Here is a 14089-nt window from a genome sequence, read left to right on the forward strand (position 1 = left end):
CACTAGCTCAAAAGCGCTGCTGAATCAGAAAAACATCAACAGTCTTACCGCTTCTTCATGGGTTAAGATATCCCACGGTTGCTGCGATCGCTTGACTTTTTGTATCGCTTTGAGCATATAAAAGTCATAATGTAAAGCTTCAAGAACATTCCAAATGTCTTGCAAATCGTCATCGCCTAATTGCTCGATTAAGTGATGCATTCTAAGTCGCAGCAAATTCATACGTCAATTATTCCCTACCACCAAACACCAACAATAAATAGTATTCCCATAAAATTAGCTACGCTCAAGCTACGCTAAAATTTATTCGCCCGGCGAGGAGGGCAGGGGGGCAGAGGGGCGGGGGAGCAGGGGAGCAGAATGACCAATGACAAATGACCAAATAATTCAATATGCTTGACTATCTCATTTTCTTAGCAATTTCTACAGCACTTTTTGCTCTATTCGCATTAGGACTGAATTTACAGTGGGGCTTTACGGGATTAATTAACTTTGGTCATATTGCTTTCATGACTCTGGGAGCGTATACAACGGTATTGTTAAGCTTAAAAGGCGTACCCCTACTTGTATCGGCACTGGCTGGGGCAATTGTCGCAGCCTTATTGGGTTTGATAATTGGTTTTGTGACTCTCCGCTTACGAGAAGATTATCTAGGAATTGTCACCATTGGTACGGGCGAATTAATTCGTTTGGTGGTGAATAATCAGGAATTACCTGTGGGTGATACTTGGATTTCTGGGGCGTTTGGTGTCCAAAGTTATCCCATACCCCTATCCACAGAGCCGAATTTGTTTGTCAGATTAGTGATGATTGGGTTGTTAACGCTGCTAGCTGCCATAACTTTTTTTACATTGTGGCGATGGATTCGTACTACCCAAATATCTCGGACTACTGATTTGGGCAAAAGGACAACTAGCAAACAAGAATTTATATCCCGCTTGGCTGTGGGAATTGTGTTAGCAGTTTTGGCGGCAGCGATTTATATTTCCGGGGTGATTGGACTGTATAATTACAACCCAAAAGCGGGTTTAATGCTGGTGTTGCTGTTGGTTTTAGCATTTGTATACTGGCGCTTAGAAATTTTGGTGCGATCGCCTTGGGGTAGAATTCTCAAAGCTATCCGTGAAGATGAGGAAATTCCTAAAGCGCTGGGAAAAAATGTCTTTTGGTATAAATTACAATCATTAATGTTAGGCGGTGCGATCGCAGGTATCGCTGGTGCTTTCTTTGCTTGGCAACTCAGCGCCATTTACCCCGATAATTTTCAACCGCAGATCACCTTTGACACTTGGATTATGGTGATTTTAGGCGGTTCTGGAAATAATGTCGGCACAATTGTAGGTGCAGTAATTTTCTTTGCTTACGATGCGCTGACGCGAGAAGTCTTACCCAGAATCGTTCCCCTTGATGAAGCACGTTTGGGTGCATTTCGCATCATGGTAATCGGATTAATTTTGATGGTACTGATGATTTGGCGTCCTCAAGGTATCTTAGGGAAAAAAGAGGAACTCACCCTTGGTAAATAACTATTCATCCCCACTTCCCCTTTTGGCAGCCACGGGACTTTCTAAAAGCTTTGGTGGTGTCAAAGCAGTTAATGAAGCCAGAATCGAAGTTGCTAAAGGCAGCATTACGGGCTTGATTGGCCCCAATGGTGCTGGTAAAACTACTTTATTTAACTTACTCTCAAACTTCATTCGCCCAGATAAGGGACGAGTGATTTTTGACGGCGAACCGATTCACAATTTGCAACCATATCAAATCGCCCAGCAGGGTGTAATCCGCACCTTTCAGGTTGCACGAACTCTCTCGCGGTTGTCGGTGTTAGAAAATATGCTGCTGGCGGCGCAAAAACAAACGGGTGAAAATTTTTGGCAGGTGCAGTTGCAACCGCACGTTGTCGCTAAGGAAGAAAAGCAACTGCAAGAGCGGGCAATGTTTTTATTAGAATCAGTGGGCTTGGCAAAAAAAGCACACGATTATGCTGGTTGCTTGTCTGGTGGACAACGGAAACTGCTGGAAATGGGACGGGCGCTGATGACTAATCCCAAGTTAATTTTGTTGGATGAACCAGCAGCCGGGGTGAATCCGAGATTGATTGATGATATTTGCGATCGCATTATCACTTGGAATCGCCAAGACGGGATGACCTTTCTGATTATCGAACACAATATGGATGTTGTTATGTCCTTGTGCGATCGTGTTTGGGTACTTGCTGAAGGGCAGAATTTGGCTGATGGTACACCAGCGGAGATTCAAACTAATCCCAAAGTTCTAGAGGCGTATTTGGGAAAATAAAGTGCGATTAGCTTTCTCCTCCAAAACTCTCCCTGTGTGGGAGAGGCTTTTATTCTTGCTCTGATTCGCTGGTAGGGAACGGTTTGAGAGAAAGTTCCATACAGTGTCAAATCTTCGGAAATTTGGCTCTTGTTAAAATCGTGTTGTATATCTCAGTAGAAAAAGCTTTTTATGTCAATGATGACAATCAGAGATTTAGAGCAAGTTCAAACAGCTTTTACCGAAGCAGGTTTAGATTACCAGCTGGAACTCGACAATGGGAAAATTTCAATAATGGGCCCGTCAGATATTGTATCCAGCGAAATCAGTAGTCGTCTCATTGCCTTTCTCTTTGCTTGGATAAATCCTCGTCGCTGGGGAAGAGTATTTGATTCTGCTGGCGGTTTCATCATGCCAGATACAAACCTCAAAGCGCCTGATGTTTCCTTTGTTCGAGCTTCCCGACTTCTCCAAAGTCCTCGTTACTTTGGAGAACTTGTCCCTGACTTGGTGGTAGAAATTAAATCTCAGAGCGATAAAATTAAACTTATAGCAGCCAAAATTCTGAAATTTATAGAATTAGGAGCGATCGTCGGCATTGTCATTGATCCTGATGAAGAGACAGTTACAATTTATCGCTCTACAGGCGAACCTATAGTTTTAGAAAATGGCGATATTTTAACCATACCAGAACTTTTTCCTGGTTGGGAATTGCCTGTTACTGAATTGTGGCCTCCTATTTTTACCGAGGGAGAAACACAAATTTAGTGAATTTAGTAGCAACTGAACAGCATTATCACTTGGAAGCGTCAAGATGGCATGACCTCCAAAAGTTTTATAAGCTTATTTAGGAAAATAATTTTGTGAAGTAAAAAATATATTTGCTAATGAAAGTCACATATCCCCGACTTATCAAATAAAGAGGGGATTTTATTTATCATGAATTATTGCATTTACCCGTTACATTTTATAAGTATTCGGGAATATTAAGTTATGAAAGTTTAGGACAGATATCGGATTTTGGAATTTAAAGACTCACTTATGAAAAAGATTGCTCAGTTAACGATTGTCGGCATCATCTTTTTTGGTATGTGCGGTTGTAACTCAGTCAAACCAACTGATTTAACCAATACTAATCAAGTTACTAACCAAGCCGATTCTCAAACTCAAAAAATTATCAAAATTGGTGGTTCCAGTTCAACAGCAACGGTTTTAAAACTTTTAGCACAAGCTTATCAATCCCAAAATAAAACTGTCAAAGTTGAGTTTATCCCCAATAGCCAATCCGAAGGTGCGATCGCAGCCCTAAAAAACGATATTATTGATATCGCTGGTAGCAGTCATAAACTCAAACCAGAAGAAAATAACGGGAAAATTCAATATCGTGAACTTGCACAAGATTTGTTAGTTGTCGCCACCCATAACAGTGTTAAAGGTGTTACTAACTTATCAACCAAGCAATTAAAATCCATTTACAAAGGTGACATCACCAATTGGCGAGAATTAGGCGGTGCTAACGCAGACATTGTACTCTTGGATAGACCCGAAGACGAGTCAGCAAAAAAGTTATTACGAAAATATTATTTGGGAGAAGAAAAGACTACAGCTAAAGCCGTGATTTTGAATAAAGAGGGAGAACTGATCGAAACCTTACAAATCACTCCTAATTCCCTCGGTGCTTTTTCTTTGGCATCTTCCCTCATCAATAAATTACCTGTTAATCATCTCAGTCTCAATGGTGTTGCTCCTAAAGCACAAAACTTTGCCACTGGTAAATATCAAATGGTGCGTAACATAGGTATTCTTTGGGAAAAATCACCTTCAGCAACTACTCAGGGTTTTATTGATTTTATCTTTAGCAAAGAAGGTGAAAAACTACTACAAAATAATGGCTTTGTTACTGCAAAATAAATTGAATATCCCATGCAGAGATTTTTCAGGGGGCTGAGACTCAGCCAAAAAATTGTTCTACCGCTGCTTGCAGTTTGTCTTAGCGTCTTTATGTTGGGCTTAGTCGTGTTAGGACAGTGGTTTACGGATAGTTTGAATCAGAACTTTAGCCAACAAATTGGTAGTTTTAGCGAACGAGTTTATCAGGATTTTCAGCATGAACAGCAAACACTAGAAACTGAAATCGAGCTAATTGCTAATCGAGATATGCTGAATCAGGCTGTTAAACAGCGTAATCAAGGGTTGCTTTTGCAGATATTATTACCACTGAAGTCTATTTTGAAATTGGATTGGATTAAGGTAATCGATACTCAGGGCAATGTCCTCATAGATTTACGGAATAACTCGTTAAGTCAAGCCAAGTTTCTAGACAAAATAGTTACTAGCACTGCTAGTAGAGGAGCGCATTTAGTCGATTTGGTAGATGTAGAAGGCAAGCAACAAGTTCTACAAGTAGTAACAAATGGAATCAAATCATCAGCAGGACTCTTGGGAGGAATCATCATTGGTAACTTAGTAGACGATACTCTACTGCAACAAATTGCTGCGGGTTCCTCTAAACATCTGATTGTCCAGAGACAAAATCGTGTAGTTGCGGCAACCTTGTTGGCATCCAAAAGCGGAACTTGGCAATTTCCTCTTCCTGATTTGCCCGCTAGGCGAATTACTATTGATAACAAAAACTATTTAGCCAAAAGTATCGTATTTACAGGAGCAAGTCAGTCTTTAACAACTACAGTGTTGTATTCCATATCATTGTTAGAGGTTGCTCAATATAAATTATGGCAACATTTAGGATTATTATTTTTGTTGGGAAGCGGTATTTTAGCAATTACTGGGTTTTTAATTTCGCGAACAATTACTCGTCCACTTAAAGCTGTCACACATGTGGCACAACGAGTTACTCAAGAATCTAATTTTGATCTCCAAGCTCCCGTAACAACTGAAGACGAGGTTGGAATCTTAGCCATTTCTTTTAACCAGTTAATTCAACAGGTAAAGGTACTGCTAGCAGAACAATATGAAGCGAATCAAAAGCTAGAAGTTTATAGCCAAACACTAGAAGATAAAATAGAAGAACGAACACAAGCACTGCGACAAAAAAATATTGTTCTCAAGCAAACTTTACAAGAACTTAGGCTTACTCAGTCCCAATTAATCCAGAAAGAAAAAATGTCTTCTTTAGGACAGTTGGTTGCTGGTATTGCTCATGAAATCAACAATCCAGTTAATTTCATCTATGGCAATCTCAAGCACACTGATGATTATACTCAACAGTTATTGTGGTTACTTCAACTTTATCAAAAATATTACCCCTACCCAGAACCAGAAATTCAAAATGCTAAAGAAGAAGCTGATATTGAATATTTAACAGAAGATTTGCCTAAAATGTTGACTTCTATGAAGATTGGAGCCAGTCGCATCCGGGAAATTGTCCTTAGTTTAAGAATCTTCTCTCGTTTAGATGAGGCCGAGTTTAAAACCGCTGATATCCATGAAGGGATTGACAGTACCCTGTTAATTTTACAATATCGTCTCAAATCCCAAAGCCATCGCCCTCAAATCACAGTGATTAAAGACTATGGTGAAATACCTAAAATTCAGTGCTTTGCAGGACAATTAAATCAGGTATTTATGAACATCTTGGCAAATGCGATTGATGCTTTAGAAGAGGCTTTTCAAAATGGGATTTGTCCAGAACCAATAATTCGGATTTCTTCAGCCCAGGTGAATGAAAATGTCGTTGTTCAAATTGCTGATAATGGCACAGGGATTCCAGAAGCAATCCAGTCACATCTATTTGACCCCTTTTTCACCACAAAACCTGTTGGTAAAGGTACTGGTATGGGATTATCAATTAGCTACCAGATTATTACTGAAAAACATGGTGGTTCGTTACGGTGCATTTCATTACCGGAACAGGGTGCAGAGTTTGTAATTACAATCCCGATTCGATAGGTGATTTTTGACAATAGTTCTATAAAATTTCTTTTTTTAACATTGTTGAGAGTTCTTACGAATTACGAATTACGAATTATTTTAATCTTCGTTATTTTCTGCAAAATTGACTTGTTCATAAAGGTCGCGCAATTCAATTTGAAAATCAACCGTTTGCAGTGATAAAATTGCAGATTCATGTTCAAGTTGTCCGTTGCTATATATCTATTTTATACGCCAATAAATCCCATTTTCTCGCTGCATTAACTGGCAAGCAATTAACTCTCGTCGCAGGGTGGCGCAGTCAACATGGTAGCGTTTGAGAATATCATTTACCAAACGTTCAGGGTAATTGACTCCGACATCAAACTGGTTTGCTAACCACTTAAGAATAACTAGACGCTTTTTCCGACTAGCAGGAATTTCTTTGAGGCGATTGTCCTCGAAATAGTTTTTCAACACTTTGCTTTCCCAAGCTTCAGTATCCACATCTTCAATTAAAGATGCTATTTTCTCAGGTGTGAAAATTTCCTTACTAATGCTTTGTAAAGCCTCGCTATCCAACTGGTATAGACGGCTATTACCCTCTGGGCGCATTGTCACCAAATTTAGCTCTTTAAGTTTCGCCAAATGATGAGATACCGTCGGTTCCTTGAGTTGCAGTAGCGCCGCCAATTCTTCAACGCTGCATTCCTGATTCGCCAAAATACCTACAATCTTCAATCGGCTATCATCCGCTAATGCCTTGAAAAAGCGCAGTAAGATGTTAAATTGCTCTGGTTGCATAACTAACTTCTAATTAGATGTCTATCTAATTAGAAGTATATCTAATTTAAAAGCTCAGATCCCCGACTTCTTTAAGAAGTCGGGGATCTAACTTATTGTTTAATTTAACTAAATTGTTCCTCTGCATCGAGGTTGAACAGCATTTGCAGAGTTTGCATACAGCGCCGTCTGGCTTCAACATCTTGCTGCGATCGCAATTGTACCATCGGGTCATGTAAAATTTTATTGACAATTCCCCGTGTTAATGCTTCAATCACCTCTTGATGTTTTTCAGCAAATTCCGAACCCAATCTCGATAAAGCTTTTTCTAACTCTTGTTCGCGGATGGTTTCGACTTTATTTCGCAGACAGCTAATAGTGGTAACAGTTTCTAAACTGCGCCACCAAATATCAAAGGCTTCCACTTCTTCCTCTAAAAGTTTCTCGGCTTCTTGTGCAATCTTGCGACGGCTTTCGTAGTTTTGCGCTACTACTGCCTTCAAATCATCGACATTAAACGCTTGCACATTTTCCAATTCATTTACATCCGCATGAACATTACGCGGCACAGAAATATCAAATAACATTAAAGAGCGCTGAACTTCTAAAACCATTTCCAATTTGGCACGGTCAAGTATTGGCTCTGTTGCTGAAGTACTTGTAAACACCAAATCACTATCGGCAATTACGCTCATCATTTCCGATAGCGGATGAATATTGATCGGTTGCTGAGGGAATTGCTTTGTTAATTCTAGGGCGCGATCGCGAGAGCGATTTACAATACTAATTTCCACAGCACCTTTAGAAATTAGGTGTTGCACCAGCAGCCGCGACATTTTACCAGCACCCAGAATTACTACTCTGCAAGCAGCTAAATTTGCCACTTTAATTTGTGCTAACTCCACAGCAGCCGAACTGATAGAGACAGCGCCAGTACCAATACTAGTTTCAGTACGAACCCGCTTACCAGCTGTTAACGCTTGTTTAAATAATCGATTCAAAATGGTTTTTATACCACTATATTGCTGTCCCAGTTTGTGAGTAGTCTTCACCTGAGCCAGAATTTGACCTTCTCCGAGTACCAGACTATCTAAACCACCTGCTACCCGCATAACGTGCATCACGGCATCATCATGCAGCAGCATAAATAAGTGTTGTCGCAGAGAAATCACGGGCAATTTACTATATTCCGCAAGAAACTGTGTTATTTCCCGAATACCTTGGTCTGCTTCACTGGTGACAATGTAAATTTCCAGGCGGTTACAAGTGCTAAGAATTGCAACTTCATCAATATGAGGATAGCTGGCCAGTTGAGCGATCGCACTTTCAATTTGTGGTTCTGGAATGCTCAGTTTTTCCCGGACTTCTACTGGGGCTGTTTTATGGCTTAACCCCACCACTGCTATATTCATTTGCTAAATCGTAGTTACTAATTGGTAGTTGGCAATCGGGCATTGAGTGAGAATAGGGAATGGGGAATTATTATTTATTGGTTGATAGTTTTTTTCAACCAATAAATAACAACTAATCACTAAATACTAACTACTAACTAGTGTAAGGACGAAGCATTTGGATGAATATTTTTATGTTTTATCAAAATATTTTTTTCCAAATGTTTTACACCTACTTTTACATTCCCCATTCCCTAAAACTTAGTTCAGTTGGAGAGTCTTGGGTTCACCTAGCATGTGAATTGTATCAACAAATCGAGCAGTTTTCGATTGGTTAGAAATTACCAAGCTTTGAGTTCTAGCTCCGCCGCTAAAGAAACGTACACCTTCCATGAGATTACCACTGGTAATACCGCAAGCAGCGAACAGAACAGTTTCACCAGATGCCAGTTCATGAGCATCATAGACCTTATCGGGGTCATTGATATTCATAGACTTTAAGCGGTCGATATTGGCTTCTCTGCTTTCTCCAATCAGACCTGTTTTTACGATTGCGGGATCGTAAATCAGTTGACCTTGGAAGTGTCCACCCAAAGCACGCATTGCTGCTGCCGAGATTACACCTTCAGGAGCCGCACCAATACCCATCAGCGCGTGGATGTTAGTTCCAGCAAAACCGCAGCTGATAGCTGCACCCACATCTCCGTCTGAAATTAGGGCGACTCTCGCTCCAGCCTCACGAATTTCTTTAATTAAATCGTTGTGGCGTTCGCGCTTCATGACCACGATCACAAGTTCTTCAATCGAGCGATCTAGACACTCAGCGAGAATCTTGAGGTTTTCTGTTGCTGACTTGTTGATGTCTACCTTGCCCTTAGCTGCGGGAGGTGCTGCTAACTTCTTCATGTAAAAGTCAGGAGCAGCAAATAATCCACCCTTCTCAGAAATTGCCAACACAGCCATCGAACCAGGTTGTCCATAAGCTACCAAGTTCGTACCTTCACAGGGGTCAACGGCGATATCAATTTCAATTAATTCGTCAGGGTTACATAAACTACTGGCATTTGGTTGGGTACAGATACCAACTTCTTCCCCGATGTATAACATGGGCGCGTCGTCGCGTTCGCCTTCCCCAATCACAATGCGACCACGCATATAGATTTTATTCATCCGCTCCCGCATAGCTTCCACAGCTACCTGGTCAGCGATATTTTTTTCGCCTTTACCCATCCACTTTGCGGATGCGATCGCGGCTTGCTCTACTACTTCAATAATCTCTAAACCAAGTGTATTTTCCACAGAGTTTGCCCTCTCAGCTGCTTGAATTTGCGTCGTTTCATCTGCCTATTTCAGTTTTCAAGTCTACCAAAGGGCGGATACACGTGGAAGAAAGTTAAGTTTTACTGCTAACTCGTTAGAAAAGTGCCAGTTAACACATCCTAATTTTTTACTCATAATTACTCCAGTATAAAACTTGTTCACACGTAACTAAGTTAAAAATTGGCACAAATGGGTAGCAGTGTATATCTAGAACATTGCTTTTCTTCAGTATCTATCTTTAGGTATAAAATAATAAATAAAAAAGCTGGTGAATTCACCAAAAACTGAAAAATGAAACGTAGAGTAAAGAGCTTGTTAAATTAAGAGGTTAATCGTGTTTATCGACTACATCACCCTCATGTTAATCAACATGGTAGCTGGATTATTTATCTTGGCTGACTATGTGTACCGTGGTATAGATAATTCTAATCAAAGACCGTGGATTCCCGGTTTTGGAATTACGGGCGCGATCGCACTCACAACTGGTTTACACATGAGCTTTACCTGGCCAGTAATGGGTAGCTTTAACATTGCCTTCGGTGAGACAAGTGTTTTATTTGGAATCTTGTTTGTGGCAGCTGCGATCGCCCTTGCTCAAGGTTGGGATTTGTTGACAATAGCAATTTACGGCTTCTTTGCTGGTGCAGTTGCGATCGTAGTCGGTATCCGTATCATCAACTTGAATTTGACCAAGCAACCGCTTTTATCGGGAATAGGCTTTATTTTAACTGGGTTAGGTGGTATTTTTGCCGCGCCAACTCTCTATTGGAAAACCAACCGAACTTGGCGGCTAATTGGCGTAGCAGTGCTGATAGTAGCCGCTCTAATTTGGGCATTGACTGGATATTTAGCTTACTGGAACCATTTAGAGGGTTTCCAAAAGTGGGTTCCAGCGCCGATGCGGTAAGCAATGTTCTAGGCTAGAGACATAGTTAAAACCTTGCTTAAAAAAATATGCTGGACTTTCTTAATCCTCTTTTAAACCGCCATCCAGAGCGAGTCAAAGCCAACGTCGAACTTTACACCTGGCAAACTTGTCCTTACTGCATTCGAGCCAAAATGCTGCTGTGGTGGAAAGGTGTAAATTTCACTGAATACAAAATCGACGGCGACGAAGCAGCCAGAGCGAAAATGGCAGAACGCGCCAACGGCCGCCGTACAGTACCACAAATTTTTATCAATAACCAGCACATTGGCGGCTGCGATGACCTATATCAGCTAGATACACAAAGCCAACTCGATCCCCTTTTAGCCCAAGCCACTATTTAAAAATCAAATTAGCCCCCAACAATTTCTTTGGTGATGCAATGTTGGGCAATTTTGGATTTTAAATTGCTCGGTAAGCAAGTTCGTAGTAAGGACTAAAGTCCTTAATTTTCTAAGCACTTTAGTGCTTACTACAAACTTTTAATTACTAGCTTGACAAAATGCGAGCAAAATGCGCTGCAAGTTTGCCCACCTTTAGGGCAAGGAATATCGAATTGATAAGAATATGTTAACTAAGTATACGAAATATCTTATACATCAACAATGGATGAGTTACGCCCTAGAATTAGCAAAAACAGCAGGCGATGCAGGTGAAATCCCTGTAGGTGCTGTTATCATTGATTCAACAGGCAAATTGCTAGCACAAGGAGAAAACAGAAAAGAGCGCGACAAAGACCCTACCGCTCATGCAGAAATTCTTGCTATCAAGACAGCGGCAACAACTTTACAAAATTGGCATCTTAATGAATGCACTCTTTATGTAACTCTCGAACCTTGCCCGATGTGTGCAGGTGCGATCGTCCAATCGCGACTAGGACTACTGGTATATGGAGTAGACGATACCAAAACTGGCGCAATTCGTACAGTTATTAACATCCCCGATAGTGCTGCTTCTAATCACCGTCTCCAAGTAATCGGAGGCATACTAGAGTCAGCTTGTCGTCAGCAATTACAGACTTGGTTTGCTACTAGGCGGCGTAGAGTAAACTAACGGACAGAGGTAAAACTGTCCATCTAGTACGACACAAGTCACACAAGAGAATCTACGGTGTAACTAATCAGGCCTTTCGTTAAATTTTTACCTGTCAATCAGCTGCATCCGTCATGATGGAATTTTACTCTTCATCCGATACCTGCCAGCACACCCCAGCAAATCCTCAGGTAGATAGCACTACCTCAAGGGTTTCTCCTTGGTTAAGTCCCCTGGCATATTTATTAGGGCGTCACTGCCTATTACCATTATTCTTTGGACAAATTAGAATAACCGGACAAAAAAATATCCCCACAACTGGGCCTGTGATCCTTGCGCCTACACATCGAGCGCGTTGGGATGCCTTGCTTGTACCCTACGCTACTGCTTGTCTGAGAAAGCAAGACTTGCGATTTATGGTCACTATTGACGAATGCCAAGGTTTGCAAGGCTGGTTTGTTCGACGTTTAGGGGGATTTCCTGTAAATTCTAAGCATCCGTCAATCCGCACACTGCGACATGGGGTAGAACTACTTCAGCAGCAAAAAACTCTGGTAATCTTTCCAGAAGGTAACATTTTTCGTGATGGTCAAGTTCACCAGTTGAAGCCAGGAATTGCTCGTCTTGCTTTGAGTGCTGAATCTAGTCATTCCGGGCTGGGAGTGAAAATTATACCCATAGGCATTAATTACAGCCAACCTTATCCAAATTGGGGTACAGATGTGAGTATTGACATTGGCTCCCCAATCAAAGTGACGGATTACATGAGTGGCTGTATAAAACAAGATGCAAAAAGCATCACAACTGATTTAGCAAAGGCACTACAACAATTAAGCCATCAAGAAACAAAAGTTACTAATCACGCATTTGCAGAAATTACTAATTCTTGATCTTGTTAAACATCAAGAGTTCCAAGACTAGCTCTTAAGCATTGACCATTAATCGTGCATGATTAAGAAACTGCACGTTTTCAAGGTTTGACACTAACTGCTAACTGCTACACTCATCCTGAATAAGTGACAAAAGAATTAGTGATATTTTGTAACCTTTGAGGATGTATACATATATAGATTACTCTCTATCTACGCGATATTCAGCCAAATTGGCATTTTTTTGAGTAAATAGCTCAGAGTTGTCTGCAAACTATTTAATTGATTGATGAGCTATAGAGAATTAACGCGTTAACCCAGTCCACTGTGGGTATCGCTAATCACAACTATTTAAGTTAGTTACTATACAGGGGTAATGGGAACTCTATTAAACTGATTTTTAGTCTAAATCAGAGATACTTAGGATGTAACTTTGCTTTGTCCAAGACCAAAACAGAGTTAAGATACCCGAAGTTTCCCTAGCTCTTTTATATAGTTGTCGCACTAATTGATCCCATGAACACTGCTGTCGCTGTTACCTTGATGCACCGTACTGTTTTATCAGTTATAGCAGTCCTCAGCCTGCTATCACCTGTGAATGCTCAGGTATCACAGTCACCAGGCACTACCAGCCAACCACAACCCATTGACCCCAACGATCCTAATAACCTCCGCCCCATAACCCAAAGTAACAGCCTTTTGAGCATTGCAGGTGGCGATCGCTTAGTAAAAGATGCAGAACAAGCCGTTTCTGCTCAGAACTACCCCTTAGCTGCCAAGAAACTGCAAGAAGCGCGTCAAGTTTATAATCAGCTATCTAATTTTTATCAAGAGTTAAATTCTAGCTTTTCGGGAATTGACAACAGAGTTTCTGATTCTCAGCGTCAAAAAGCTCTATTAACAGCCCAAAAGCGAGATGAAGCCACCTTTCAGCTAGCATTGGTACATCGGGCACAAAATCAGCCAGAATTAGCTGTACCGTTGTTAGTTCAAATAATTAAGAGTCAAAACCCGACACGGGATTTAGGCAAGAAAGCCTATAAACAGTTGTTTGAGTTGGGTTTTGTTGATTCTCCTTATCCCAGAGAAGGTGGTAATTCATCCTCTTCATCCCCAAAAAAATAAATTAAATTTTTGTTGCCTGTTTTTCCCTACCCACATTTCTTTAACCAGTTGCTTGGGAACGCCCCAGTGCTAGGATAGAGCTATCTACCGTAACCAAAACCTGAGCGTTCTCAAGTAATACACCTCAGAGGCGCCTTTATCTACAGCCTTGCCAAAGCCTGAAGTTGGCACAGGCTATTTGCTCTATATCTGTTAATAATAGAAAAGTAAGTTTTTTCAGGAATGGCGATGATTAGTCCGCAACAGGTTGAGGAAATGATCAAGGCGGGACTGCCAGACGCACAGGTTCAGGTGCAAGACTTGACTGGTGGCGGCGACCACTATCAGGTGACAGTAGTTTCATCGCACTTTGCAGGTAAAGGACTAGTGCAACAGCACCAGTTAGTTTATGGTGCGTTGGGTCAAGCTATGTCAACTGAAGCAATTCATGCTTTGGCGGTGAAAACATACACTCCCGAAGCTTGGCAAGCAACAGCAAGTTCCTAAAGTTAGGAGTT

Annotated in this window: 15 protein-coding genes; 11 read left to right on the forward strand and 4 right to left on the reverse strand. The window is 41.0% G+C overall.

Features of this window, described 5'->3' with window-relative positions:
* Positions 1-24: 24 nt before the first annotated feature.
* Complete coding sequence (locus RMX69_RS03350) at positions 25-222, reverse strand: hypothetical protein (RefSeq protein ID WP_104907481.1); 198 nt, start codon at positions 220-222, stop codon at positions 25-27.
* 170 nt (positions 223-392) lie between these two features.
* Here RMX69_RS03350 and RMX69_RS03355 point away from each other — a divergent pair, with 170 nt between their 5' ends.
* The 5 genes from RMX69_RS03355 to RMX69_RS03375 all read left to right on the forward strand — a co-directional run bounded on the left by RMX69_RS03355 (position 393) and on the right by RMX69_RS03375 (position 6186).
* A complete protein-coding gene (locus tag RMX69_RS03355) occupies positions 393-1526 on the forward strand; it encodes a branched-chain amino acid ABC transporter permease (protein ID WP_289795298.1) in 1134 nt (377 codons plus the stop codon).
* The gene (locus tag RMX69_RS03360) at positions 1516-2298 is read left to right on the forward strand and encodes an ABC transporter ATP-binding protein (protein WP_289795299.1); all 783 of its coding nucleotides are present in this window, start codon (positions 1516-1518) and stop codon (positions 2296-2298) included. Before RMX69_RS03355 ends, RMX69_RS03360 begins: the two co-directional genes overlap by 11 nt.
* A 171-nt stretch (positions 2299-2469) precedes the next feature.
* On the forward strand, positions 2470-3045 hold the full coding sequence (locus tag RMX69_RS03365; RefSeq protein ID WP_322636514.1) for a Uma2 family endonuclease: 576 nt from the start codon (positions 2470-2472) through the stop codon (positions 3043-3045).
* Between the two features lie 273 nt (positions 3046-3318).
* Entirely contained in the window at positions 3319-4188 is an 870-nt protein-coding gene (locus RMX69_RS03370) for a substrate-binding domain-containing protein (protein WP_289795301.1), read from the forward strand.
* Positions 4189-4278: 90 nt separating this feature from the next.
* Positions 4279-6186 carry an ATP-binding protein gene (locus tag RMX69_RS03375; protein WP_289795302.1) on the forward strand — a complete coding sequence of 636 codons (1908 nt, stop codon included), beginning with the start codon at positions 4279-4281 and terminating at the stop codon, positions 6184-6186.
* A 204-nt stretch (positions 6187-6390) separates the two neighbouring features.
* On the opposite strand, the gene RMX69_RS03380 is transcribed toward RMX69_RS03375, so the two are convergent.
* The 3 genes from RMX69_RS03380 to glpX form a co-directional block, all read right to left on the reverse strand.
* Positions 6391-6951 carry a metalloregulator ArsR/SmtB family transcription factor gene (locus RMX69_RS03380; protein ID WP_289795304.1) on the reverse strand — a complete coding sequence of 187 codons (561 nt, stop codon included), beginning with the start codon at positions 6949-6951 and terminating at the stop codon, positions 6391-6393.
* Between the two features lie 104 nt (positions 6952-7055).
* Positions 7056-8342 (reverse strand): glutamyl-tRNA reductase, encoded by a 1287-nt coding sequence (locus tag RMX69_RS03385; RefSeq protein WP_322636515.1) that lies wholly within the window; start codon positions 8340-8342, stop codon positions 7056-7058.
* 240 nt (positions 8343-8582) lie between these two features.
* On the reverse strand, positions 8583-9620 hold the full coding sequence (gene glpX / locus RMX69_RS03390) for a class II fructose-bisphosphatase (RefSeq protein WP_322636516.1): 1038 nt from the start codon (positions 9618-9620) through the stop codon (positions 8583-8585).
* A 355-nt stretch (positions 9621-9975) separates the two neighbouring features.
* Here glpX and RMX69_RS03395 point away from each other — a divergent pair, with 355 nt between their 5' ends.
* From RMX69_RS03395 to RMX69_RS03420, 6 genes are all read left to right on the forward strand, one after another.
* Positions 9976-10548, forward strand: coding sequence for a DUF981 domain-containing protein (locus RMX69_RS03395; RefSeq protein ID WP_322636517.1), 573 nt, complete (start codon positions 9976-9978; stop codon positions 10546-10548).
* A 47-nt stretch (positions 10549-10595) separates the two neighbouring features.
* Positions 10596-10910 carry a glutaredoxin 3 gene (gene grxC, locus RMX69_RS03400; RefSeq protein WP_322636518.1) on the forward strand — a complete coding sequence of 105 codons (315 nt, stop codon included), beginning with the start codon at positions 10596-10598 and terminating at the stop codon, positions 10908-10910.
* Between the two features lie 223 nt (positions 10911-11133).
* Positions 11134-11619 (forward strand): tRNA adenosine(34) deaminase TadA, encoded by a 486-nt coding sequence (tadA, locus tag RMX69_RS03405; RefSeq protein WP_322636519.1) that lies wholly within the window; start codon positions 11134-11136, stop codon positions 11617-11619.
* 113 nt (positions 11620-11732) lie between these two features.
* Positions 11733-12488: a 1-acyl-sn-glycerol-3-phosphate acyltransferase gene (locus RMX69_RS03410; protein WP_322636520.1), complete on the forward strand. Its 756-nt coding sequence runs from the start codon at positions 11733-11735 to the stop codon at positions 12486-12488.
* A gap of 495 nt (positions 12489-12983) precedes the next feature.
* Positions 12984-13592, forward strand: coding sequence for a hypothetical protein (locus tag RMX69_RS03415; protein ID WP_289795311.1), 609 nt, complete (start codon positions 12984-12986; stop codon positions 13590-13592).
* 228 nt (positions 13593-13820) lie between these two features.
* Positions 13821-14078 (forward strand): BolA family protein, encoded by a 258-nt coding sequence (locus RMX69_RS03420; protein ID WP_289795312.1) that lies wholly within the window; start codon positions 13821-13823, stop codon positions 14076-14078.
* Positions 14079-14089: the final 11 nt, after the last annotated feature.

Source organism: Nostoc sp. EspVER01, assembly GCF_034530635.1.
Lineage (GTDB): Bacteria > Cyanobacteriota > Cyanobacteriia > Cyanobacteriales > Nostocaceae > Nostoc.